Consider the following 23,270-nt stretch of genomic DNA (forward strand, 5'->3'; position numbering starts at 1 on the left):
CAATGAACTGGTAGAATCCGCGTTTTTCTACCTCTTAGTGCCAGGGCCCAACCGTGAGCGAAAATAAAACCTCTTTAAGTTACAAAGATGCAGGCGTAGATATCGACGCTGGAAATCAACTTGTTGAACGTATTAAATCTGTGACAAAGAAAACTCACAGACCAGAAGTAAAAGGTAATTTAGGGGGCTTCGGTGCACTATGCGAGCTACCAACTAAATACAAAAAGCCGCTGTTAGTATCGGGTACTGATGGTGTAGGCACTAAACTTCGCGTTGCGATGGATGCTAACCGTCACGACGGCGTTGGTATTGACCTTGTTGCAATGTGCGTAAACGATTTGATAGTACAAGGCGCAGAGCCACTATTCTTCCTAGACTACTACGCAACTGGCAAGTTAGATGTTGACGTAGCCGCGTCGGTTGTCACAGGCATAGGCGCAGGCTGTGAACAAGCTGGCTGTGCACTGATTGGCGGTGAAACCGCTGAAATGCCAGGTATGTATCACGATGGCGACTACGACATCGCAGGCTTCTGTGTCGGTGTTGTAGAAGCTGATAAGGTTATCGACGGAACGAACGTAAAACCAGGACAAAAATTAATTGCACTGGGTTCATCAGGTCCTCATTCAAATGGTTACTCGCTTGTTCGCAAAATTATCGAAGTTAGTGGCGCCGACGTAAACGCAGAACTTAACGGCCAACCTATTATTGACCAACTACTTGCACCAACACGCATTTACGTAAAGTCGGTTCTAGCATTGCTTGAAGAAGTTCAAGTTAGCGCGATTTCTCACATTACAGGCGGTGGTTTTTGGGAAAACATTCCTCGTGTACTTCCAGAAGACGCAAAAGTGGTTATTGATGAGTCTACTTGGGAATGGCCAGCTATCTTTTCTTGGTTACAGGAAAACGGCAACGTAACACGCCATGAAATGTACCGCACATTTAACTGTGGTGTGGGCTTGGTTATTGTGGTTGATGACGCAGACGTAGACAACGCCCTTAGCATTCTTAAAGCGCATGGTGAAAATGCATGGGTAATAGGTGACATTGAGGCCAAAAACGGCGACGAACAAGTAGAGATTAACGCGTGAGTCACACTCCAACCAAAATATGTGTGCTAATTTCGGGCAATGGTAGCAATTTACAAGCTATCATTGACGAAGTTGCCGCCAAACGCCTAAATGCCACTATTACTGGGGTTATCAGTAATCGACCTGGTGCCTATGGTTTAGAACGTGCCAGTCAAGCTGGTATTGAATCGGTTTGCTTAGATCACACAACGTTTGAAGATCGCGATAGCTACGATAGTGCCTTGAAGGAACAAATTGAGGCTTTCGGTGCCGATTGTGTTGTACTTGCTGGCTTTATGCGAATTCTAACGCCAGAATTTGTAAACCATTTTTCTGGAAAATTAGTGAACATTCATCCATCTTTGTTGCCGAAGTATAAAGGATTGAATACGCATCAGCGCGCTATCGACAATGGTGACAAGGAACACGGCGTTAGCGTGCACTTTGTAACACCAGAACTGGATGGTGGCCCGGTTATTATTCAAAGTCGCGTACCGGTATTTGAAGATGATTCGGCCAGCGATCTTGCGGAGCGTGTTCAGGAACAAGAGCGTCGTATTTATCCGCTAGTGCTGTCTTGGTTTAGTGCCGGCAGACTTATGATGCGAAACAATAAGGCTGTTTTAGATGATCAAGAACTTCCAGAATCAGGTTATGCGAGCGAGTAAACTACTCGCCGCGGGTACTGTTTGCGCGCTATGGTTTTCAACGGGCGCGCAGGCACAATCTGACAATTCATTTACCCTCACTCCCTACAAAGCATCTTATACTGCATATAAATGGGGTGATGATGTAGGTGAAGCGCATATAGAGCTATCAGAATTAAGTGACAATCAGTACTCGCTTCTCTACACCTCTAAAGTGTCTAAGTTTTTCCTCTCAGATAAGCGCAGTGAGCATTCAATTTTTACGCTGAATGATTCTACAGTAGTGCCTTCACAGTACTTTTATAATCGCTCAGGTACAGGGCCAGACAAAGAGCTTGTTGTCACCTTTGGTCAGCAAGGCGGCGAAAAAATTGTAGTTGAAAATGGCGACATCTATAATTGGAACGGCGAATTCGACAACCAAATTTACCGTTTAGATTTAGCCAAACAGTTAGCAAAGGGCGTTACTGAATTAGACTACAGCTTTGTGAACTACCGTGGCGAGCTTCGTAATTACGGCGTAAAGGTAATTGAAACGGAAACTCTTACCCTTCCCTATGGAAAGCTGGACGCGGTTAAAGTGAAGTTAATACGCGATTCAAAAAAGCGCGAAACCTATGCGTGGTTTGCCCCCTCACTTGACTACGCCCTAGTTCGGTTACAGCAGTTCAAGGATGGTGACGAACAAGGCGATATTAAGCTTAAGTCGTTTCAACCCGAATAAGCGAATAATAAACACTCTGTTTTAAAGCATATTCAAATACGCTCAAGGCCGATGCAAAGTCGGTCAAGGCGTTATATCGCTCAGGGCTGTTGACGCTGCGCAAGACTGTTGGCCCCGCTCAAGGCTGTTAAACTCGCTAAAGGCTTTTGCTTTCAGCGAGTTTTTTTGTTGTGAAAACTTGCCATTTGTTAAAGACAAAATTTGTATAACATTCAGCGTAGTATCGCTTTGGCTAATCTATATCTATCACTCATGACTATACTTAGAAGGCCTGCTTATTATTAACGCAATGATTAATGCATTATTCATGTAAAAATCTTGATCTTTGCGCTATTAAATAATAGGTTTACTGCATGCTGGTCAGACCATGATATGAGCTTACAAGTGTTTGTTCAAACACACGAAATACAAGGCTATCAGCGTAATGTTCAACGCCTTTTCAGGAGTGAAGTATGGCAGATTTTATATGGTTTTTACTGGTTGTTGTTACGCTAGCTATCGCTAGTTATCAACGTACCAGTTTGGTAACAGCAGTTGCCATGGGCGCAGGTGTCATGATTCTAGGCACCCTTTTCGGCGACATCGGCCTTTTAGGCTGGGTTGTTTTCCTTGCTTTAACACTTCCATTTACCTTGTCGAACATCAGACAACAGCACATTTCTACCAAGCTGCTAGCGTTTTACCGCAGTGTAATGCCTGAAATGTCTAGCACCGAACAAGAAGCTATTGATGCAGGTACTGTTTGGTGGGATGGCGATATTTTTAGCGGTAAGCCAGACTGGGACAAGCTACACCGTATCCCTAAAGGAAGATTAACGGCAGAAGAACAAGCGTTTCTTGATGGTCCCTGTGAAGAAGTGTGCTCAATGGTTAACGAATGGCAAGTTAACCACCAAGATGCCGACCTTTCACCTGAAGTGTGGCAATACCTCAAAGAACACAAGTTCTTTGCCATGATCATTAAGAAAGAATATGGCGGCCTAGAGTTTTCAGCTTATGCGCAGTCTCGTGTATTGCAGAAACTAGCAGGCGTTAGTGCAGTACTTTCAAGCACCGTTGGTGTTCCTAACTCATTAGGCCCAGGTGAATTACTACAGCACTATGGTACCAAAGAGCAGCAAGATCACTACTTGCCGCGTTTGGCCGCTGGTGAAGAAATTCCGTGTTTTGCACTTACTGGTCCTGAAGCAGGCTCAGATGCTGGTGCAATCCCTGACGTAGGCATTGTATGTAAAGGCGAATGGAACGGCGAAGAAGTGCTCGGCATGCGCCTAACATTTAGCAAGCGGTACATTACCCTTGCACCCGTTGCTACGGTTATTGGTCTTGCGTTTAAACTACAAGACCCAGAGGGCCTACTTGGCGATAATAAAGAGCCTGGTATTACCTGTGCACTTATTCCACGCGATACAAAAGGCCTTGAAATTGGTCGTCGCCACTTCCCGCTTAATACACCATTCCAAAATGGTCCTATTAACGGTAAAGACATTTTTGTTCCAATCGACTACATCATCGGTGGACCGAAAATGGCAGGACGTGGCTGGCGTATGCTGATGGAGTGCTTGTCAGTTGGTCGCTGCATTACGCTTCCGTCTTCAGCTGCAGGTGGTGCAAAATCAGTATCACTTGCAACCGGTGCCTATGCACGTATTCGCCGTCAGTTCCGTATGCCTGTAGGCCATATGGAAGGTGTTGAAGAAATGCTAGCGCGTATTGGCGGTAACGCTTATCTAATGGATGGCGTAACACGCTTTTCAACTGTCGGTGTTGATTTGGGTGAGAAACCATCGGTTATCTCAGCCATCTGTAAATACCACCTTACCGAGAAAATGCGTCAAGTCATCAACGACTCGATGGACGTTCACGGTGGTAAAGGCGTAATGCTTGGGCCAAACAACTACTTGGGCCGCGGATATCAAGGCGTACCAATTTCAATTACCGTTGAGGGTGCAAATATCCTAACGCGTAACATGATGATTTTTGGTCAAGGTGCAATGCGTTGCCACCCGTTCGTGCTTAAAGAAATCCAAGCGGCGTCTATTGAAGACAGAAAAGAAGCGCTAAAAGCATTTGATAAAGCGGTATTTGGCCACATTGGCTTTGCCGTATCAAACACAGTACGCAGCATTTGGTTCTCGTTAACTAACGGCGCGTTTAGTAATGCACCATTTACCGACGAAACATCGCGCTACTACAAGCTGTTACAGGGTTACAGTGCGAACCTAGCATTGCTAACCGATGTTTCTATGGGTGTGTTAGGTGGCGACCTTAAGCGTCGCGAGCGTTTGTCTGCACGTCTAGGTGATATCCTAAGTGGTCTATATCTAGGTAGTACTACATTGAAGCGTTTCGACGAAGAAGGCCGTTTGAAGGAAGATTTACCGTTGCTTCATTGGGCAATGCAAACTACCCTTCACGATATTGAAACCGCTATCGACGATTTCTTAGCTAACTTCCCGAATAAGGCAGTAGGCACAGCAATGCGCGTTATGGTAATGCCGTTTGGCCGTCGAATTGGCAAGCCATCTGACAAAATCGAGCATGCTATCGCACAAATGCTTCAAACGCCTTCTTCTGCGCGTAGCCGTTTAGGTTATGGTCAGTATCTAGCTCGCACAGAAGGCAGCTTGATGGGTGATTTAGAGCAGACGCTTGATGATGTAATAGCATGCGAGTCCATCTTCGAACGTATTTGCAGCCATAAGAAAGCTAAACTGCCGTTTACACGACTTGACGTGTTGGCCGATGAAGCACTTGCTGATGGCGTAATTAACGAAGAAGAAGCTAGCTTAATGCGCAAGACCGAAGCCGGTCGCCTGCGCACTATCAACGTGGATGATTTTGACCACGAGGAATTGGTAGCCCAAGTTAATTCAACCAGCAAAGCCACTAAAAAACGAGGTGGTAAAGCTGCGTAATTTAACTCACTCTATAAAGGGTCGCATTCGCGGCCCTTTATTTTTATATTCCTCGCTTTGCACTGTTTTATTCACTGCTATGTTTAACAACTCGGCATTAGCTGAAGCGATAACATTCGACTGTGGAAACTCAGAACAAGCAAAAGCACTAGCTAACTTAATCGCAACCGATAAAAACCAACAGCGCCCAATTCTTGTTTGCCACCCTACTTTGGTAAAGCTTGCCGAAGAAAAAGCAAAAGATATGGCATCGCGCGGTTTGGTTTCACACTTTTTGGGCGGCAGTCCAAATAGCCGCATTCGTGATGCAGGCCTTGTACTTCCAGATTACTACGGCGATGCTATGAGTAATCAGGTAGAAGCATTGGCAGGTGGTTATATCAATGCGGAAGATGTGTGGTATGCACTGCAAACGTCAACAAGCCACCGTCAACATTTATTGGCTGAAGTGCCTTTTTATCAGGAACAAGACCAAATTGGTGTAGGCTTTTACAAAGACTACAGTACTCCCCATGTGGAATACTGGGCAGTTTATTTAACTAAGCTTGAAAGCGATACTGATATAGCGCCAGAAGACAGCACTATAAAGTTGGTTCGTAAATCGAAGAAGTTTGATGAAATACCCGACAAAGGGCTTGGCATAGTGACAAAAGACGGCGAAGTTATCTTAAAAACAAAAAAACCGGATTAATATCCGGTTTTTTTTAACGTAAAAATGTGTTTATTTCTAGCTTAGTTGAAGCTTGTCCATTAACAGTACTGCTTGCGTACGCGTGTTAATTTCCAGTTTACGCAGAATAGCGCTTATGTGAGCCTTTATCGTTGCTTCAGTCACATTCATTTCGTGCGCTATTTGTTTATTCATTAAGCCTGCGCGAAGATATGACAACACTTGAATTTGCTTTGGCGTAAGCTCTTGGAAACGCTTGAGTAGCACCTTAAGTTCGTCGTCAACTTTTTCAAGTTCTTCTTCCATGCCTTCAGGTAGCCACTTTTTACCTGCAATAATATCAACAATGGCTTGTGCCATTTCACGAGTTGCAGATACTTTCGGGATAAAGCCTTGTGCACCTAGGCTCATTACCTGTGCAACAACTTCAACACTATCGCTACCCGATACCACACCCACTGGGATATTTGGGAATTGCTCGCGCAGAGTAATTAAACCATTGAAATACTCACCACCCGGCATGTTTAGGTCAAGAAGCACTAATTCTACGCCGTCGAACTCATTAAGTATTGTGATTGCCGCGTCAAGACTACCCGCTTCAAGTATCTGCGCGTTCTCAAAATAGGGTTCTAAAGCGCCACTTAACGCTTCGCGAAACAATGGGTGATCGTCTGCTACTAGAATTCTTGTCATTAGCGTTACTGCTTCCTTTTCTTGTTCAATGTATAGGGTAATACTTTCGGCTAATTTCTAAAAGCCCTTATGTTACAAAAATAGCGTAAATATCAACAAAATTAGTGTTTTCGATTGGCATTTATATTTCAAACGGTAAAATTGCGCACCAATTAAGTAAATCTAAGGTTTATTGTGAAGAAACACGACAATATTTATGCAAACCCGCTCAATAAAGTAGCTGACTTTAAATTTGACGAGTCTGTGGTAGACGTGTTTCCCGATATGATTCAGCGTTCAGTACCGGGATATGAGTCTATCATCCATACTATTGGTGAAGTAGCAAAAACCGTTGTGACTAATAACTCAAAGGTATATGACTTGGGTTGTTCGTTAGGGGCCGCGAGTTTATCGGTAGCAAGAGCCACACAAGATAAACAATGTGAAATTATTGGCGTTGATAGCTCTGAAGCCATGGTTGAGCGTTGTAAACGCGTGGTTCAGGCTTTCACCCTCCCCAACCCAATAACCATCACTAAAGCTATGGCTCAGGATGTCGCCATAGAAGATGCGTCGATGGTTATTATGAATTTCACCTTACAATTTATCCCACCAGCAGACAGAGAAGCGCTGCTTCATAAGATATACCAAGGTTTGAACCCAGGCGGTATTTTATTGTTGTCAGAAAAAATTAGGCACCCCACTATTGCGGGCAATGAGCTGTTAATTGACCTTCATCACCAGTTTAAACGTGACAATGGTTATAGTGAGCTTGAAGTTAGCCAAAAACGTGCTGCACTTGAAAAAGTCATGCTTACCGACACCTTTAGCGACCATGAAACGCGCTTGAAAAGTGCAGGTTTCGACGATGTGGTTATGTGGTTTAAGTGCTACAACTTCACATCAATGGTGGCAATTAAAGCCTAGCGCCTAATATTGCAGCGAAAATATCGCAGCGCAGATATTTCTGCGAACATGCGCAAAGCAAATACGAGATTAATATGAGTAAACTTGAACAAACGTGGCTAAACGACTGCTATAAGTCGTTGCTCGACAGCCCACTGTCACATTGGTTACAAACGTTACCCGCGCTTATGGACTCATGGCAGCGAACCGGCAAACACGGTGAGTTTGATAAGTGGTGCCGACTGCTAAATAAATTACCGTCAACTACGCCTTCTAGTGTTGATTTATCGTCTTCTGTCACCGCTGGTTCAAGTAACGACATAGATGAATATACGTCTAAACAAATCGAGGGGCTACTGAAGCAATTCATGCCTTGGCGTAAAGGCCCATACCACATCCATGGCATTCATATCGATACAGAATGGCGTTCAGATTGGAAATGGGATCGCGTAGTACCACACATTTCTTCGCTTAAAGACAGAAGTGTTTTAGACGTTGGCTGTGGAAGCGGCTATCACATGTGGAGAATGCTGGGCGAAGGGGCTTCCAACGTTATCGGCATCGATCCAACACAGCTTTTCCTTATTCAATTCCATGCAGTAAAACACTTTATGCAGCACCAAGGCGTTAGGCGTGATGATATTCATTTCTTACCTATGGGTATTGAAGACATGCAACCTTTAAAAGCCTTCGATACTGTATTTTCTATGGGTGTACTGTATCACCGTAAAGATCCGATGGCCTTTTTAACTCAGTTGAAAGACCAATTGAGAAAAGGCGGCGAACTCATTCTAGAAACATTGGTTGTTGATGGTGATGAAAACACCGTGCTAATGGCCGGTGAACGTTATGCTCAAATGCGCAATGTGTGGTTTTTGCCTAGCACTGCAGCGCTAACTGTATGGCTGTCTAGGTTAGGCTTCGAGAATATTCGCGTGGTAGATGTTAATCATACGACGCTTGATGAGCAACGTTCGACACAATGGATGGACACGCAGTCTTTGAAAGATTTTCTCATGCCGGAAGATATTACGCGCACCATAGAAGGTTACCCTGCACCACAACGAGCCGTAATAGTGGCCAATAAAAAGTAAAAACGGGCGTTTCTAACAAACCGTTTCTTATGGCACAAATGTTGTAACCCTAATCTGCTAGAGTGTAAGTATTCTGCATTGATTAGGGTGACAACATGGATATACATGGCTTTTTAGCCGTACAGCAATTGCCAAATAGCTACGCAGCAATTGCACAAAAATGGTTCACTCCACTTTGCGATAGGCTACTTAAGCACCAAGAAGGTGCAAAATCCCCACTAATTGTTGGCATTAATGGATGCCAAGGTTCGGGTAAATCAACCCTTACCAGCTTTATCGACGCCTATCTTTCATCGGTTCATAATAAGAACGTTGTTTCTTTATCTATTGACGACTTCTATCTAGATCAGTCAGACCGTAATGAACTCGCTAATAAAGTGCATCCACTTTTAAAAACACGTGGTGTTCCCGGCACTCACGACATTACCCTTGCCCTAAACACATTCAGACAGCTTAAAGCCGGCGAAACAACGCAGCTGCCGCGCTTTAATAAAGCAACTGACAACCCTTTTCCCAAAGCCCAATGGCCTGTAATAGAGGTAGTTCCAGATTTCATTATTCTTGAGGGCTGGTGTGTGGGTGTGAGCGCTGAAGACACTGCCTCATTGAAAAACCCCATTAACAAACTTGAAGAAATTGAAGACTCAGAAGCCATATGGCGCACTTTCGTAAACGAGGCCATTAGCGATCAATATCAAGCGTTGTTTAATCAAATAGACTATCGCGTAATGCTAAAAGCCCCATCATTTGATTGCGTTTACAAGTGGCGTTTAGAACAAGAACACAAATTAGCAAAGTCGGCAGAGTCTGACAGCAAAGGCGTAATGAGTGATGATGAAGTGGCAAACTTTGTACAGCATTATCAGCGTATTACCGAGTTTGCGTTGCGCACAATGCCCGATAAATGCGACACCGTATTCACGCTTGATTCAAGCAGAAGTATTATTGAACAGGACGTACGTAAATGAATAAAACGCTTGTTTTCACCGACATGGACGGCACGCTGTTAGACCACCATACCTACTCTTTTGAAGCGGCGAAACCGGCCTTAAGTGCACTTGAGTCTAAATCTATCCCCGTAATCCCCACCACCAGTAAAACGTTTGCTGAATTGCAGCCGCTACGAGAACGTATTGGCTTAGATGGCCCGTTCATTGTAGAGAACGGTGCAGCTATTTTTATTCCTCACGGCTTTTTTAAGCAAAAACCCAGTGGCACAGTGTGGGTAGACGGTTACTGGTGCAAAGCCTTTATTTCGAACAAAAACTATTGGATTAAGCTTCTAGAAAAAGTAGGAAGTGAGTTCGACGGTAAGTTTACGCAATTCTCAAAGATGTCTCTTGAAGAAATTCAAGATAGCACTGGCTTAGATGAAAAGTCGGCATCATTGGCTGCCAAACGTCAATTTGGTGAGCCAGTGTTATGGCTTGGCACTGACGATGAAAAAAAACGCTTTTTAAACGCTATCACTGAACGCGGCGCGTTCCCACTAGAGGGCGGCCGCTTTATTCATATTTCTGGTAATTGTGACAAGGGCCAAGCACTTAAATGGTTGGCCAGCGAATACCAAAAGCAGTACGTTACCAAGGTACAAACAGTGGCCTTAGGTGACGGTAAAAACGATATTGCCATGCTAGAGGCGGCACATATCCCTATACGTATTCTTTCACCGGTAAATCTTCCACCAGCGGTTCAAAAAGAAGAGGTTTATACCAGCACCCTCACCGGCCCTGAAGGCTGGAACGAAATGCTTACTCAACTATTATCTCTATGATCAGGAGGACACATGGCTGATTTTTATCAAAATGGTGTGGTTACTACGTTACATAACTTGGCTCGACGTCCTACCGAGGAACTAGAAGCAGAACTTCTTCAATTTTCAAAAAAACGTCCAATGGCACTTATTCTGCCATCGCTTTTTTCTGAACTTGAAGGCGACGCACTTCCCCATATTGTACAAGAACTAACAGAAGTACCGTACTTATCTGAAATTGTTATTGGCCTAGATCGCGCGTCAAAAGACCAATACAAACACGCTCTGAAATTTTTTGGAAAATTGCCGCAGCACCACCGCGTGTTGTGGAATGACGGGCCGCGATTAAAAGCATTGGATGAAGAACTCCAAGCACAAGGCTTAGCGCCAAAAGAATTGGGTAAAGGCCGAAACGTCTGGTATTGCATGGGTTATGTGTTAGCGTCTAATCGGGCCGAATCGGTTGCGCTGCACGACTGCGACATTGTAACTTACGAAAAAGACTTACTTGCTAAGCTTATTTATCCAGTAGCAAACCCACAGTTTAACTATGAATTCTGTAAAGGGTATTACGCACGTGTTGCCAACGGAAAAATTAACGGTCGTGTGTCTCGTTTGCTTGTTACTCCTTTACTGCGCGCACTTAAACGCATCATGGGCGACAACGAGTACTTAGAATTTATGGACAGCTTCCGTTATCCGCTTGCGGGTGAGTTCTCGTTTAGACGTGATGTACTCAACGATATTCGCATTCCAAGTGACTGGGGCTTAGAAATTGGCGTACTGTCGGAAATGCACCGCAACTATTCACATAATCGCCTATGCCAGGCTGATATCTGCGATATTTATGATCACAAGCATCAGGACCTTTCGCTAAATAACGATCAGGGCGGTTTATCAAAGATGTCTATCGACATCACAAAAGCTATTTTTAGAAAGCTCGCGACGCAAGGCTATACCTTTAGCAACGAAATGTTCCGCTCAATTAAAGCCACATACTTCCGTATTGCGCTAGACTTTATAGAAACCTATCACAACGACGCAGTAATGAACGGCTTGTCTTTGGACATTCACAGCGAAGAAAAAGCGGTAGAAATGTTTGCCAGCAACATTATGAAAGCGGGTCAAAACTTCTTAGAGAACCCGATGGAGACCCCGTTTATTCCTAGTTGGAACCGTGTAACAAGCGCTGTACCAGATATTCTTGAGCGCTTGGTTGAAGCGGTTGAAGCCGATACTGCTGAATTTATGGAGTAAGTTATATGGCGTGGACACTCCTCCATGACAAGGTAAAACACCATTTAGAAAGTATTTATGCTGATGTAGCGTTAAGCGTGTCTTACGACGCGCTTGCTACTGAGTTAATGCACACCATTGGTTTAAAAGAAGAAAGTGATATCGCTTCTCCGCAGTCTCACCATAACTATTGGGATGAAGACGATATTGTCATGATCACTTATGGCGATAGCGTAATTTCAGAAGGCGAGAAGCCGCTAGTCACGCTAAATCGCTTTTTACATCGCTACTGTAAAAACACGATCAACAACGTGCATATTTTACCTTTCTTCCCTTACAGTTCTGACGATGGTTTTTCCGTTATCGACTACTCTACCGTAAACGAAGCGTTAGGCTCGTGGGATGACATTGAAGCCATCTCAAAAGATTACGGCCTTATGGCAGATCTTGTTATTAATCACTGTTCTGCACGTAGCGTATGGTTTGATAACTTTATTAAGGGAGAAGGTCCCGGCTCAGACTTTTTCTTCACAGCCTCACCTGATGACGATTTGTCGATGGTTACACGTCCGCGCGTATCGCCATTACTGCGCGAAACCGAAACGGCTGATGGCACCAAGCACGTGTGGTGCACATTTAGCCATGACCAAGTAGATTTTGATTTTAGAAACCCCAAGGTACTGTTGGCCTTTGTTGATATCATTCGTCTTTACATTGATAAGGGCTCGAAGCTGTTTCGTTTAGATGCGGTGGCGTTTCTATGGAAAATCATTGGAACGAATTGTATTAATTTAGCGCAAACCCATGAAGTTATTCGTTTACTACGTACGCTTATAGAGCATGTTGACCCTAGTATTATAATTATTACTGAAACCAACATTCCTAACAGAGAAAACCTAACCTATTTTGGTAACGCAAACGAAGCGCATGCCATTTACAATTTCTCTTTGCCTCCGCTGTTGGTAAATACCTTGGTAACGGGCGACTGTACCTACCTTAAAAGTTGGATGATGAGCATGCCACCTGCACAAAACGGCACGGCTTATTTTAACTTTATTGCATCGCATGACGGTATAGGCTTGCGTCCAGCGGAAGGGTTACTAGATGATGATGAAATATCAGAGCTGGTACATACCATGCAAAGTTTTGGCGGCAAAATTTCTTGGCGAGCGTCGGATCATGGACAGCAAAAACCGTATGAAATAAACATTACCTTATTTGATGCACTTCAAGGCACAACGAAAGGCCCAGACAAGTATCAGGTAGACCGCTTTATATGCGCTCATGCCATTATGTTAGGCATGGAAGGAATTCCTGGTTTATATATTCATAGCTTGTTGGGTACATCGAACGATTATGAAAAAGTGGCTAATACAGGCCAAAACCGCTCGATAAATCGTCGTAGATGGGACTTAAGCGAGCTTGAAGCCTTGCTAGATTCGCCATATTCGCAGCATCATAAAGTGCTAACGCGTGTGTCGCAGTTAATTCGGATACGTAAAGCACAGCCAGCATTTCACCCTAATGCCACGCAGTTTACACTGCAGCTTGGCACTACGATATTTGGTTACTGGCGACAAAGCTTGGATAGAAAACAGAGTATTTTTTGTGTAAGCAACATTTCTGATGAAGAGCAAACCATTGCACTTACCGACATCAATTTGATTGGAACTGATAATTGGATAGATCTCATCACACGTGATGAAATTTGTTTGTCGGATAGCGCGTTAACGCTTATGCCCTATCAAGTACTGTGGATCAGTAATCAGGACTTTGAGAAATAGAGCAAGTAGCAACGAAAGTAGCAACGAAAATTAATAGCTCAATGCCGCGGTACTGATACCGCGGCATGTGTTACATTCATATCAACCAACGTATTTTCTGATTTTAATTAATCGCTTTATGACAGCCATCACCACTCTACTTTTCGACTTAGACGGAACACTAATAGACTCAGTACCCGACCTTGCACTAGCGCTGAACAATACGCTTCAGGATAATGGGCTACCCACCTACTCTGAAAGCACCGTAAGGAACTGGGTGGGCAATGGTGCCCGCGTACTGCTGCAGCGAGGCTTAAGTGGCAGCACCAAAATCAGTGACAACATTGCGGCGCAAAACAGTTATGTTGATACCTTGCTAGTCCAATTTCTAGCCCATTACAATAAAACCGTTTGTAGCGCATCAACACTGTATGACGGCGTACACCAAACCTTAATCACATTAAAAGAGAGTGGTTATACCCTAGGCTTGGTAACCAACAAACCGCAAGACTTCATTCAACCAATATTAACCCACTACTTACTGGATAACGTGTTTGGTGTAACTGTTGGGGGCGATACTCTAAAACAGAAAAAGCCTGATGCCGCACCGCTATTGTATGCTTGTGAAAAGCTAAACGCAGAGCCACAAAATTGCGTGATGGTGGGCGATTCAAAAAATGACATATTGGCCGCAAAAGCTGCCAATATGAGAAGCATTGGCTTAACCTATGGCTACAACTACGGCGAAGACATAGGCCTGTGCGAGCCCCGATGGGTTTGCAACCACTTCAACGACATTTTAGACGTCTTAAAAACAAATTAACGCGGAAACAAGCTTCGAAAAATAGAGTGCGCCATAAGTAGAGAGTGCGTAAACAGCTAACGTTTTAATGTCTAAAAACAATTAGTTACAAATTATAAGGATAACTCTACTGTTTTCAGCGCAATGTATATTGCGTACCCAATCGTTTTTTAAGTACTATCCTCGGCAGAAGATTGGATGCTACTGGCTCAAAGGATTGACGTCGCCTAACCCCTAGATACGCTGTCGTTCCCTCCTGAATTGCCTAAGCCAAACCTTCTAATGTAAAAAACAACATTGCATCAACAAGGATTTGAAATGTTTAAAAAAGCAATATTATCAGCTGCGCTTCTTACTGTTTCTATGTCAGCTTCTGCTAACTGGGAATTTGGCATTGGTTACACTAACGTTTCTGATGACGATGGTGACATTGATATTAGTCTAGGCGGTATCGTTGCCTCTGCTGGTTATCAATATCAAGTTAACGATGGCTTTCAACTAGTACCTGAAGTACGCATTGGTACTGGCGTAAGCGACGATACTGTATTTGGTGTTGACGTAGAGCTAGACTCTTTTTATGCGGTATCGCTTCGCGGTGAATACAGCCTTGCAGACAACATGTACGTTTACATTGTTCCGTCTTACGGCAAACTAGAACTTACTGCAAGCGCTAACGGGTTCTCTGAATCTTCAGATAGCGACTGGGAATTCGGCCTTGGTGGCGGCTTTGGCTTCATGGTTACTGAAACGACTTCAGTAGAAGTGTCTTACGAAACATTCGATGACGCTGACGTACTAAGCATTGGCGCAAAATTCGCGTTCTAAGAAACGCATTTAGCATGCTTTAACAGTGAGGAGGCCCACACGCCTTCTCACTTTTTATTCATTAGCCTATTCCCTAGTTTTTCACTTTACACTTTGCATTGCATCCAGTTTCCATATTAGCACTTTCCATATTAGCCACCTGAAACGCTGTAGCCTTCCTTAATTAAGCATACAATAGTGCATATTAACCTTTGGTATAGCACCGACTTTTTCGGTAATATCCTGCTGAATTTTATTGCCTTTAGGGAGTTGGTATGTCGTCAAAATGGCTTTCACTTGAAGAAGCATTAGCAAAAGCACTTAATGCAGCAACACCTATAGTTGAAACCGAAGAAGTAAGCCTATTTGAAGCTAATGGCCGAGTTTTAGCGCAAGATGCCATAGCCACGCTTGATGTACCTCCTTGGGATAACTCTGCTATGGATGGTTTTGCCGTTAACAGCAGTGACATTGAAGATGGCACCACGCTTAACATACAAGGCGTTATTACAGCAGGAATGGAAGCGGCTACACCACTTGCGCCCCACAGTGCATTTAAAATAATGACTGGCGCCCCAGTACCGCCTAACGCCGATGCTGTAGTGATGATTGAAAACACAGCAACTGATGGCGACAGCGTTAAAATACAACAGCTGCCCAAATCAGGTGAAAACATACGCCGAAAAGCCAACGATATTGCTGTTAATGACGTGCTAATAAAACAAGGTACAAAACTGAAGGCCGAGCATCTAATGCTGCTTTCATCTCAGGGAACAAGCTCGGTTAAAGTATTTAGAAAACTGAAAGTGGGCATAGTGGCCACAGGTTCAGAATTAGCAGAGCCAGGACAGGAACGCTTAGCCACGCAAATATTTGAGTCTAACCGTGTAGGCCTTAGCAGTATTTTACACAACGAAAACGTTGAAATTATCGATTTCGGCATTGTTGAAGATAATGAAGCATCTCTTCGAAAGCTATTTACAAAAGCTAGTGCTAGCGTTGATGTAATGGTAAGTAGCGGTGGCGTGTCGGTAGGTGATGCTGACTACGTGAAAGACATTATTAGTGAGCTAGGTAATATCGACTTTTGGAAGATAGCGGTTAAGCCCGGCAAACCTTTTGCGCTAGGCAGCATAAACAATACTCTTTTTTGTGGTTTACCTGGCAACCCAGTGTCTTCGTTTGTAACAGCAAAGCTATTAGTTGTGCCCATCATTAAAAAAATGCAGGGCCAGAAAGGCAACGCAGCGCCACTTTTCGTTAGTGCTAAAATTACCCGAGACATAAAACGCAGAGCCGGCCGACGCGATTTTCAGCGCGCAACTATGACCAAAGACGATAAAGGTGAATGGCATGTTACCCCTTTTAAAACACAAAGCTCTGGGGTTATGACATCCATTACTGCTGCTAATTGTTTAATGGTAATACACGAATCGATAAGCACGCTTAATGAAGGTGACATAGTACCTGTAATGCCACTTTACTAACCAAAAGTGGTTACGCGTACCCCTAACAATAATTATATTTCCGTATTTTTAGCAGATTCAATTGTCATACTTTTGCAGAATTTTAGAGAACACCAACAGTGAATAAAAAACGCTTCCTTTTGGAAGGAAGAGACATCATTAAACTTGCGTGGCCGTTACTTGTGGCGCAAATAACCCAGATGCTAATGGGCGTAAGCGACACCATTATGGCTGGGCGTTACAGTGCCACCGACATGGCAGCAGTGGCGTTGGGCTTTAGCATTACTGTACCACTTTTATGTTTTATTCAAGGTATAGCGCTAGCATTACCGCCTATCATCTCTAGGCTGCAAGGAAATAAAAACATTGCAGGTATCGCCGATGCCTCGCAACAGGCTGGCTACTTAGTGTTTTTTGTAGGCGTGGTAATTACAGCGCTGCTACCCTTTACTGAAAGCATTGTATCGCTGTTTCCAATGGCGCCCGAACTTTACAGTATTACCGTAGACTATGTGGTTTACGTGTTACTTGCTATGCCAGGCTTTGCTTTATACCAATGGCTGCGCAATTACTGCGAAGGCTTGGGGAAAACCAAGCCAACGATGATTATTACGGTTATAGGCTTGTTAGCAAACGTTGTAGGCAACTACCTGTTTATTTACGGTGCTGGCCCAATACCTGCAATGGGTGGCGCGGGTTGTGGTGTAGCCACAGCCATTGTTATTTACACTATGCTTATCGCCACGTTTGTATATGTACGTATGGCACCTTCCCTAAAACAATACAACTTGTTTGTAAAACGCTACACGCCAAACCTAAGTACCATTAACCGCACTTTTAAAATGGGCTTGCCTATAGCCATGACCATTTTGTTCGAAGTAACCCTGTTTTCTGTGGTGGCGTTGTTGCTAGCACCGTTTGGCGCCAATACCGTTGCGGCACATCAGGTAGCACTAAACTTTTCTGCGCTAATGTTCATGTTTCCAATGAGTATTGGTATGGCGGCGGCTATTCGTATTGGTTATCGCATTGGTCAAAATAATTCACGACAAGCCAAAATTGCAGCGCGCATGGCTATTCTTATCGGCTTTTGCACAGCAGCATGCACCGCCACATTCACTCTGTTAGCCAAGGCATTTATTATTGGCTTATATACGAGTGATGAAGCCGTGTATACGCTGGCGAATGCGTTGCTTATTTATGCGGCGTTATTCCAATTGTCTGACGCAGTACAGGTTATATCAGCTAATGCACTGCGCGGTTACAAAGACACTACCGCCATGTTTATTATTACCTTTATTTCGTACTGGCTTATTGGTTTACCTACAGGCGTTATTTTGGGAAGAACCAGTTGGGTTACCGCTGAACCTATGGCCGCAGCCGGTTTTTGGATTGGGTTTATTGTGGGGCTGAGTGCTGCCGCAGTAATGCTAGGCGCAAGGTTACTTTATATTCAGCGCCCGGGCGCTGTTTTGCGCACGTAGGCTATGTTAATAACCCTTTGAGACCGTTTGGCGTTAAAAAAGTGCCAAAGCTTTAATTGAGGCGCTGCTATTACAACTGCCAGCACTGCTGTAAATGAAGCTTTTAGTACAGTGAGGTCCAGTCTTGTGGTGTGTCTATATCAAACTCTGCGTTTGGTATAGGCACTGACGTTAGCTTACCCGCCTTTTTGTACTCCATAATTACAGGTTTTGCGCCTATATCTCCCGAAATTGCCATTAAATCGTCAAACGCATCAGCTGGAAATATCGCTGGCACCGTTAGCTTGGTTTTACCTTCATTTAGCCATTCACTGCAAACAACATGAGATGGATTTGCTTTAGATGCTTCAATAAGCTCACGCATATCGTAAGAACTTACTTTAGGTAAATCAGCAAGGGTAATAAGTATATGGCTTGGTACAACTTCACTATGCGTAAGTGCCACGCTGTGCTTATCTTCAATATCCACTAGCGGCTTACCTGCAGCTAAATAGCTTACCCCTTCGCGAATACTTGCAGCAATGCCCTCTTGCCAATTGGTGTTGGTTATCACTGAAACAGGTAAATGGCTAAGCGCGTCGCGCACACTTTTATCCCACTTTCCGGTTACTACCAGCATTTCAATGTGGCTTTGCACACTTGCAGTATCGTCGCTTAACGCATTTTTAAGTTGGTATGCGCTATAGGTTACAAGCGATGTGTTTGCAATTGGATGTTGTGATAGTAGCTTATTACCAGCATAACGAGCGCTTTGCCCGCCTGCTAGCAATAAACCAGCTAATTTATAATTCATCTGTAGCTCATCGGCTTCGGCTTAAGCCTTTAATGGCGTCGGTTAACCCTTCCAACGTTAGCCCATACATTCTGTCTTCCATAATCTCGCGAATAATTTTAATAGACGAATAATATGGCCAATAGTTTTCAGGCTGCGGGTTAAGCCAAACGGCATTATTAAAGTGATTAAGCAAACGCTGCATCCACACACTGCCTGGCTCTTCATTCCAATGCTCTACGCTACCGCCTGGATAAGTAATTTCATATGGCCCCATAGTGGCGTCACCTACAAAAATGACTTTATAGTCTTTTCCGTAGCGATGAATGATATCCCAAATAGGAATGCGCTCTTTGTTGCGACGCTGGTTGTCTTTCCACACCTCTTCATACACACAGTTGTGAAAGTAAAAATACTCTAAATATTTAAACTCCGACTGCACCGCTGAAAAAAGCTCTTGTGTGCTTTTCACGTGAGGATCCATAGACCCACCCACATCAAAAAACATCAACACTTTTACCGCATTATGACGTTCAGGTGCCATGTGAATGTCGAGCAAACCGCCCTTCTTCGCCGTTTCACCAATGGTGGTAGGCACGTCAAGCTGCTCGCTGGCACCGGTGCGGGCAAACTTTCTTAGTTTACGCAGCGCCACTTTAATGTTTCGCGTACCAAGCTCTACATCAGAACTTAAGTTTTTAAATTCACGTTTATCCCATACCTTGGCCGCTGAAAACTTGCGGTTTCCTTTTTGACCAATACGCACGCCTTCGGGGTTGTCGCCATACGCTCCAAATGGTGAAGTACCGCCAGTACCTATCCATTTATTTCCACCTTGATGGCGCTTTTCTTGTTCTTCCAAGCGCTTTTTCAAGGTTTCCATAAGTTCTTCAAGGCCGCCCGCTTTGCGTAGTGCTTCTCGCTCTTCAGGGCTTAGGTTTTTCTCTATTTCCTTACGCAGCCACTCTTCAGGGATATCTTTACCAAATAAATCAACCGACTCTACGCCTTCAAAATACTCGGCAAATGCCCTATCGAACTTGTCGTACTGGGTTTCGTCCTTAACCATAATGGTGCGCGCTAGGCTGTAGAAAGCCTCGATGTCGGCGTACACCACATGCTTTTCCAAAGCTCTGAGCAAATCAAGCAACTCGCGAAGCGTGGTTTTAACCTGATATTTTCGTAGCGTGAAAAAGAACTGAATAAGCATTAGCGACGCGCCATAAAGACCAGTTTTTCAAACAAGTGAATGTCTTGCTCGTTCTTAAGTAATGCGCCATACAGTGGAGGAATAGCTGCTTTACCGTCTTTTGAATGAAGAGCCTCTGGTGGAATGTCTTCTGCTACAAGTAGCTTAAGCCAGTCGATAAGCTCAGACGTAGACGGCTTTTTCTTTAACCCTGGTACATCGCGTAACTCGAAAAACGCTTTAAGCGCTTCATCCAGCAACTTTTTCTTCAAATCAGGGAAATGTACATTAACAATTTCCTGCATCTCTTCTGGATTTGGGAACTGAATATAGTGGAAGAAACAGCGGCGCAAAAACGCGTCGGGCAATTCTTTTTCATTATTCGACGTAATGATAACGATAGGACGCTGCTTTGCTACTACGCGCTCTTGCGTTTCGTAAACAAAGAATTCCATTTTATCTAGCTCTAGCAGTAGATCGTTTGGAAACTCAATGTCGGCTTTATCTATTTCATCAATAAGCAGTACCGGGCGCTTTTCTGCGCTAAACGCTTCCCACAGCTTACCTTTAACAATGTAGTTGCCAATATCGTGAACGCGATCATCACCAAGTTGCGAGTCGCGCAAACGCGAAACGGCATCGTACTCGTATAAACCCTGCTGCGCTTTGGTGGTTGACTTAATGTGCCATTGAATAAGTTCGGTGCCTAAGCTTTCAGCCAGCTCTTCTGCCAACATAGTTTTACCCGTGCCTGGCTCGCCCTTAATTAATAGCGGGCGCTCTAGCGTAATGGCGGCATTAACCGCTAATTGTAAGTCTTTGGTTGCGATGTAATTAGACGTGCCACTAAAAGCCATTGATGTTGTACTCCGTATAATTCTTCGTCTTCATGTATTTTAACAATAACATATAGCTAAAAAACACTTTGCATTTTTGCGTTTGGGACCAATGATATAGGGGTATGACGAAATCCCCTAATTCACGCTATGAATTATTAACTATTATAAAGGTCGTACAGATCACGACAGAACGGGGTTTCCTAGAAATTAAGGAACGAGGTAAGGATTAAAAATGAACGTATTTGACGACAATTCCCTATCTATTGGCCGCACGCCACTAGTAAAACTTAATCGCGTAACTTCAGGTAACGTGTACGCAAAAATTGAATCGCGCAACCCAAGCTTCAGCGTAAAGTGCCGTATTGGCGCAAACATGATTTGGGATGCTGAAAAGCGCGGTGTCCTTACCGAAGGTAAAGAAATTGTAGAGCCTACCAGCGGTAACACTGGTATTGCCCTTGCGTTTGTTGCAGCTTCACGTGGCTACAAGCTAACGCTAACCATGCCTAGCAGCATGAGTTTAGAGCGCCGTAAACTGCTCAAAGCACTGGGTGCAAACCTAGTACTTACCGAAGCGCCTAAAGGCATGAAAGGTGCAGTAGCGGCAGCACAAGAGATTGTGAACTCTGACCCAGAAAAATACGTTCTTCTGCAACAGTTCGACAACCCAGCGAACCCAGCTATTCACGAGAAAACCACTGGTCCAGAAATTTGGGAAGACACAGACGGTAAAGTAGACGCATTCGTAGCCGGTGTTGGTACGGGCGGCACAATTACTGGTGTTAGCCGTTACCTTAAAAACACTAAAGGTAAAGCTATTACGTCTATTGCAGTAGAGCCGACTGACTCGCCAGTAATTACCCAAGCATTAGCGGGTGAAGAACTAACGCCTGGCCCTCACAAAATACAGGGTATTGGTGCAGGCTTTATTCCTGGCAACTTAGACCTAGACCTTATTGACGAAGTTGAGCAAGTTACCAACGAAGAATGTATGGAAATGGCACGCAAGCTAATGACCGACGAAGGTATTCTTGCGGGTATTTCATCTGGTGCAGCAGTAGTTGCAGCTAAGCGTTTTGCTGAGCGCCCAGAAAACAAAGACAAAATTGTTGTAGTGCTTCTAGCAAGTGGTACCGAGCGTTACCTAAGTAGCCCTCTTTTTGCTGGCGCATTCGACGACCAAGAAGAAGTGCAGTAAGCATTTCTCGATAGGATTGAAAGCGAGGCTTAGGCCTCGCTTTTTTGTTTCTGTAATCGAATAAATCACACTGTTTATTTATACAGATCAGCGCTATTTTTCAAAGCGAAAAAATAAAAAAGATAATTTCCGTATTTTACTCTCCATGTTTGCCCAATTTCTTGTAAGGCGTTGATATGGACTTATTTACGTGAGAAAGTGAAAAGATTATTTTAGTGATATATGGAATTAGTCCGCGTTGTAAACAGGATTTTTTCCGTACATTAAATTGTTAGGTAACTAGGGAAGGTCATGCGTAAATATCTTGTGTTGATTTTAATGTTTCAATCATTTTGCTCATACGCCTTAGATGGTTGTTTCGATATGCAGGGCTTTGTAGTTAAGGCAGGTGAAAAAAACTCTCTTGGGATAGAAGCATTAGTGTCATGTGGTCGTTTGACCGATCTATGTGATTTATATATCAGAGTTCCTTCGCAATATGATACAGCAGCGATTATTTACGATCTTAAAGATACTGAAGATTCAGAGCTATATATTCCGACACCTGTCTACAACTGGGATGAAGAATATGCAAAGAAAGAGTATCGCTCACCTAGTGATATAGTTTCTTTTTTAAGCCCCAAATTTCACGGTGTCCATATTCAAATTAAAAAAGATTACGCAGTGCATTCTACTCTCTATTTAACTGAGGCAAATGGTTGTGAATTTATAGATGTTGAAAACTTGTCAGGTTGGTTTAAATAGTTACCTAACAAGTTAATCAATAAGGACATAAAATCATAGGCTTGCCGCGAGGCGGCAGTGTAGCCTATAATTTTCTGCCTATTATTAAAGCGTTAGGTGCCTGTTTTGAAAATTGAGCTTTTACCTGATTTTGGGTTTGAATCTGAATCAATAGAGAATGTAAGAAAAAGGTACTCTGGATTTGGTATAGCGCTGTTTAAACTAATAGAAGATTGCCATGAAGAAGTATGTGACCGTCTAGCATTTTATAGAGCCACAACTCACCAGAATAATGATGTTTATGCAGTTTGCTCAAACAAGAACAATTCGTGCGCTATTCAACTAGACCCGGACACCGAAGTGATATGTCTATGGAATAAAACGGTGAGAACTGAAATTACTTCTTGGAGTGAAAACCCAGAACATGAAGCTCTAGAATTCCTCTTGGAAAACTTAGCGTGTAGCACCTAACAATCGCATAAACTCGCTCGCAAGCTCGCTGGGACAAAAACACGTAGGCTCCCTTCGCTTCGCTCT

21 protein-coding genes are annotated in these 23,270 nt (G+C 43.7%); 17 read left to right on the forward strand and 4 right to left on the reverse strand.

Annotated elements, in window-relative coordinates; translation table 11 throughout:
* Nucleotides 1-53 precede the first annotated feature (53 nt).
* From purM to V7R35_RS15995, 5 genes are all read left to right on the forward strand, one after another.
* Nucleotides 54-1,094, forward strand: a complete 1,041-nt coding sequence (purM, locus tag V7R35_RS15975) for a phosphoribosylformylglycinamidine cyclo-ligase (RefSeq protein WP_334015930.1) — start codon at nt 54-56, stop codon at nt 1,092-1,094.
* On the forward strand, nt 1,091-1,741 hold the full coding sequence (purN, locus tag V7R35_RS15980; RefSeq protein ID WP_334015931.1) for a phosphoribosylglycinamide formyltransferase: 651 nt from the start codon (nt 1,091-1,093) through the stop codon (nt 1,739-1,741). The genes purM and purN overlap by 4 nt, the downstream gene beginning before the upstream one ends.
* Complete coding sequence (locus V7R35_RS15985; RefSeq protein WP_334015933.1) at nt 1,701-2,444, forward strand: DUF3108 domain-containing protein; 744 nt, start codon at nt 1,701-1,703, stop codon at nt 2,442-2,444. Before purN ends, V7R35_RS15985 begins: the two co-directional genes overlap by 41 nt.
* 452 nt (nt 2,445-2,896) lie before the next feature.
* Nucleotides 2,897-5,362: an acyl-CoA dehydrogenase FadE gene (gene fadE, locus V7R35_RS15990; RefSeq protein ID WP_334015934.1), complete on the forward strand. Its 2,466-nt coding sequence runs from the start codon at nt 2,897-2,899 to the stop codon at nt 5,360-5,362.
* Nucleotides 5,363-5,441: 79 nt separating this feature from the next.
* Nucleotides 5,442-6,053: a CAP domain-containing protein gene (locus V7R35_RS15995; RefSeq protein WP_334015935.1), complete on the forward strand. Its 612-nt coding sequence runs from the start codon at nt 5,442-5,444 to the stop codon at nt 6,051-6,053.
* Nucleotides 6,054-6,089: 36 nt separating this feature from the next.
* On the opposite strand, the gene V7R35_RS16000 is transcribed toward V7R35_RS15995, so the two are convergent.
* Nucleotides 6,090-6,725 (reverse strand): response regulator transcription factor, encoded by a 636-nt coding sequence (locus V7R35_RS16000; RefSeq protein ID WP_334015936.1) that lies wholly within the window; start codon nt 6,723-6,725, stop codon nt 6,090-6,092.
* Between the two features lie 174 nt (nt 6,726-6,899).
* Between V7R35_RS16000 and cmoA the strand changes: the two genes are divergently transcribed.
* From cmoA to V7R35_RS16050, 10 genes are all read left to right on the forward strand, one after another.
* The gene (gene cmoA / locus V7R35_RS16005) at nt 6,900-7,631 is read left to right on the forward strand and encodes a carboxy-S-adenosyl-L-methionine synthase CmoA (protein WP_334015937.1); all 732 of its coding nucleotides are present in this window, start codon (nt 6,900-6,902) and stop codon (nt 7,629-7,631) included.
* Between the two features lie 74 nt (nt 7,632-7,705).
* Nucleotides 7,706-8,704, forward strand: coding sequence for a tRNA 5-methoxyuridine(34)/uridine 5-oxyacetic acid(34) synthase CmoB (gene cmoB, locus V7R35_RS16010; RefSeq protein WP_334015939.1), 999 nt, complete (start codon nt 7,706-7,708; stop codon nt 8,702-8,704).
* Between the two features lie 95 nt (nt 8,705-8,799).
* Complete coding sequence (locus V7R35_RS16015; RefSeq protein ID WP_334015940.1) at nt 8,800-9,672, forward strand: kinase; 873 nt, start codon at nt 8,800-8,802, stop codon at nt 9,670-9,672.
* Entirely contained in the window at nt 9,669-10,478 is an 810-nt protein-coding gene (locus tag V7R35_RS16020; protein WP_334015941.1) for an HAD-IIB family hydrolase, read from the forward strand. The genes V7R35_RS16015 and V7R35_RS16020 overlap by 4 nt, the downstream gene beginning before the upstream one ends.
* Nucleotides 10,479-10,490: 12 nt before the next feature.
* Nucleotides 10,491-11,714, forward strand: a complete 1,224-nt coding sequence (locus tag V7R35_RS16025) for a glycosyl transferase (RefSeq protein WP_334015942.1) — start codon at nt 10,491-10,493, stop codon at nt 11,712-11,714.
* A gap of 5 nt (nt 11,715-11,719) precedes the next feature.
* Complete coding sequence (locus tag V7R35_RS16030) at nt 11,720-13,477, forward strand: sugar phosphorylase (protein ID WP_334015943.1); 1,758 nt, start codon at nt 11,720-11,722, stop codon at nt 13,475-13,477.
* Between the two features lie 118 nt (nt 13,478-13,595).
* On the forward strand, nt 13,596-14,279 hold the full coding sequence (locus V7R35_RS16035; RefSeq protein ID WP_334015944.1) for a phosphoglycolate phosphatase: 684 nt from the start codon (nt 13,596-13,598) through the stop codon (nt 14,277-14,279).
* A gap of 297 nt (nt 14,280-14,576) precedes the next feature.
* A complete protein-coding gene (locus V7R35_RS16040; protein WP_334015945.1) occupies nt 14,577-15,083 on the forward strand; it encodes an outer membrane beta-barrel protein in 507 nt (168 codons plus the stop codon).
* 254 nt (nt 15,084-15,337) lie between these two features.
* Entirely contained in the window at nt 15,338-16,549 is a 1,212-nt protein-coding gene (gene moeA, locus V7R35_RS16045) for a molybdopterin molybdotransferase MoeA (protein ID WP_334015946.1), read from the forward strand.
* Nucleotides 16,550-16,647: 98 nt separating this feature from the next.
* Nucleotides 16,648-18,012, forward strand: a complete 1,365-nt coding sequence (locus V7R35_RS16050; RefSeq protein ID WP_334015947.1) for an MATE family efflux transporter — start codon at nt 16,648-16,650, stop codon at nt 18,010-18,012.
* Nucleotides 18,013-18,115: 103 nt separating this feature from the next.
* On the opposite strand, the gene V7R35_RS16055 is transcribed toward V7R35_RS16050, so the two are convergent.
* From V7R35_RS16055 to V7R35_RS16065, 3 genes are read right to left on the reverse strand one after another with little or no spacing between them, the layout of a single operon-like run.
* The gene (locus V7R35_RS16055) at nt 18,116-18,805 is read right to left on the reverse strand and encodes a nucleotidyltransferase family protein (protein WP_334015948.1); all 690 of its coding nucleotides are present in this window, start codon (nt 18,803-18,805) and stop codon (nt 18,116-18,118) included.
* Between the two features lie 7 nt (nt 18,806-18,812).
* Nucleotides 18,813-19,994, reverse strand: a complete 1,182-nt coding sequence (locus V7R35_RS16060) for a vWA domain-containing protein (RefSeq protein ID WP_334015950.1) — start codon at nt 19,992-19,994, stop codon at nt 18,813-18,815.
* Nucleotides 19,994-20,830, reverse strand: coding sequence for an AAA family ATPase (locus tag V7R35_RS16065; RefSeq protein ID WP_334015951.1), 837 nt, complete (start codon nt 20,828-20,830; stop codon nt 19,994-19,996). The genes V7R35_RS16060 and V7R35_RS16065 overlap by 1 nt, the downstream gene beginning before the upstream one ends.
* 214 nt (nt 20,831-21,044) lie before the next feature.
* Here V7R35_RS16065 and cysK point away from each other — a divergent pair, with 214 nt between their 5' ends.
* Together cysK and V7R35_RS16075 are read left to right on the forward strand one after the other, a co-directional pair.
* Nucleotides 21,045-22,010, forward strand: coding sequence for a cysteine synthase A (cysK, locus tag V7R35_RS16070; protein WP_334015952.1), 966 nt, complete (start codon nt 21,045-21,047; stop codon nt 22,008-22,010).
* A gap of 291 nt (nt 22,011-22,301) precedes the next feature.
* The gene (locus tag V7R35_RS16075) at nt 22,302-22,754 is read left to right on the forward strand and encodes a hypothetical protein (protein WP_334015953.1); all 453 of its coding nucleotides are present in this window, start codon (nt 22,302-22,304) and stop codon (nt 22,752-22,754) included.
* The last annotated feature ends 516 nt before the right edge of the window (nt 22,755-23,270 follow it).

This window comes from Alteromonas sp. S167 (genome assembly GCF_036864375.1).
In the GTDB taxonomy this organism is placed as follows: domain Bacteria; phylum Pseudomonadota; class Gammaproteobacteria; order Enterobacterales; family Alteromonadaceae; genus Alteromonas.

Coding starts and splice junctions, on each gene's coding strand:
- V7R35_RS16020 (WP_334015941.1), top strand. CDS start 9,669: ATGAATAAAACGCTTGTTTTCACCGACATGGACGGCACGCTGTTAGAC.
- V7R35_RS16065 (WP_334015951.1), bottom strand. CDS start 20,830: ATGGCTTTTAGTGGCACGTCTAATTACATCGCAACCAAAGACTTACAA.
- V7R35_RS16030 (WP_334015943.1), top strand. CDS start 11,720: ATGGCGTGGACACTCCTCCATGACAAGGTAAAACACCATTTAGAAAGT.
- V7R35_RS16025 (WP_334015942.1), top strand. CDS start 10,491: ATGGCTGATTTTTATCAAAATGGTGTGGTTACTACGTTACATAACTTG.
- fadE (WP_334015934.1), top strand. CDS start 2,897: ATGGCAGATTTTATATGGTTTTTACTGGTTGTTGTTACGCTAGCTATC.
- V7R35_RS16055 (WP_334015948.1), bottom strand. CDS start 18,805: ATGAATTATAAATTAGCTGGTTTATTGCTAGCAGGCGGGCAAAGCGCT.
- cysK (WP_334015952.1), top strand. CDS start 21,045: ATGAACGTATTTGACGACAATTCCCTATCTATTGGCCGCACGCCACTA.
- V7R35_RS16015 (WP_334015940.1), top strand. CDS start 8,800: ATGGATATACATGGCTTTTTAGCCGTACAGCAATTGCCAAATAGCTAC.
- V7R35_RS15985 (WP_334015933.1), top strand. CDS start 1,701: ATGATCAAGAACTTCCAGAATCAGGTTATGCGAGCGAGTAAACTACTC.
- V7R35_RS16040 (WP_334015945.1), top strand. CDS start 14,577: ATGTTTAAAAAAGCAATATTATCAGCTGCGCTTCTTACTGTTTCTATG.
- V7R35_RS16035 (WP_334015944.1), top strand. CDS start 13,596: ATGACAGCCATCACCACTCTACTTTTCGACTTAGACGGAACACTAATA.
- V7R35_RS16000 (WP_334015936.1), bottom strand. CDS start 6,725: ATGACAAGAATTCTAGTAGCAGACGATCACCCATTGTTTCGCGAAGCG.
- V7R35_RS15995 (WP_334015935.1), top strand. CDS start 5,442: ATGTTTAACAACTCGGCATTAGCTGAAGCGATAACATTCGACTGTGGA.
- V7R35_RS16075 (WP_334015953.1), top strand. CDS start 22,302: ATGCGTAAATATCTTGTGTTGATTTTAATGTTTCAATCATTTTGCTCA.
- cmoB (WP_334015939.1), top strand. CDS start 7,706: ATGAGTAAACTTGAACAAACGTGGCTAAACGACTGCTATAAGTCGTTG.
- V7R35_RS16060 (WP_334015950.1), bottom strand. CDS start 19,994: ATGCTTATTCAGTTCTTTTTCACGCTACGAAAATATCAGGTTAAAACC.
- moeA (WP_334015946.1), top strand. CDS start 15,338: ATGTCGTCAAAATGGCTTTCACTTGAAGAAGCATTAGCAAAAGCACTT.